Origin of the sequence: Actinoallomurus acaciae (assembly GCF_042429965.1) — a bacterium.
GTDB lineage: Bacteria > Actinomycetota > Actinomycetes > Streptosporangiales > Streptosporangiaceae > Actinoallomurus > Actinoallomurus acaciae.
The window spans coordinates 1-821 of the sequence record NZ_JBHLZP010001197.1; the positions used below are offsets into that span (position 1 = coordinate 1).

1 protein-coding gene is annotated in these 821 nt (G+C 75.9%); it reads left to right on the forward strand.

Annotated elements, in window-relative coordinates; translation table 11 throughout:
- Positions 1-821, forward strand: an 821-nt coding sequence (locus tag ACFFNX_RS51595; protein WP_378213842.1) for a bifunctional ADP-dependent NAD(P)H-hydrate dehydratase/NAD(P)H-hydrate epimerase, incomplete at both ends; no start/stop codon positions are given.

The window sequence follows — 821 nt, forward strand, 5'->3', positions numbered from 1 at the left end:
GTCCGCGCGATCGAGGCCGCGGACCTGATCATCGACGGAATGCTCGGCATCGGCGGCCGCGGCGGGCTCCGCGAGCCGTACGCGACCCTCGCCGGGCACGCCTCGCGCGCCATCGCCACCATCGTGGCCTGCGACCTGCCCAGCGGCGTCGACGCCGACACCGGCGTGGTGAGCGGCGCGGCCGTCCGCGCCGACGTGACGGTGACGTTCGGGACGTACAAGCCGGGCCTCTTCGTGGACCCGGGGGCCGAGCACGCGGGCGTCGTCGAACTGGTCGACATCGGGCTCGGCCCGTACCTGGGCGACCCGGACGCGTGCCTGCCGCAGGCGGCCGACGTCGACCTGTGGATCCCCCGGGCGCGGCGGGAGTCCAACAAGTACCGCCGCGGTGTCCCCGGCGTGCTCGCCGGAAGCGAGACCTTCACCGGCGCCGCGGTGCTCTCGGTCGGCGGCGCCGTACGGGGCGGCGCCGGCATGGTGCGCTTCGCCTCGGCACGGCACTCGGTCGAGCTCGTCCGGCACCACTGGCCGGAGGCCGTGACCAGCGTGGTCGAAGACTCCCTGAGCGGCGTCGGACGGGTCAACGCCTGGGTGGCCGGGCCCGGCATGGGCACCGACGAGCGGGCCGAGACGCTGCTGAGCGAGGTGCTCTCCACCGACCTGCCGGTGCTGGTCGACGCCGACGGGCTCACCGTCCTGACTCGCCGCCGCGACCTGCTGTGGCGCAGCGCGCCGACCGTGCTCACCCCGCACGCCGGCGAGCTCGCCCGGCTGCTGGGCACCGAGGCCGACCAGGCCGAGGCCCGGCGGCTCGACCACGT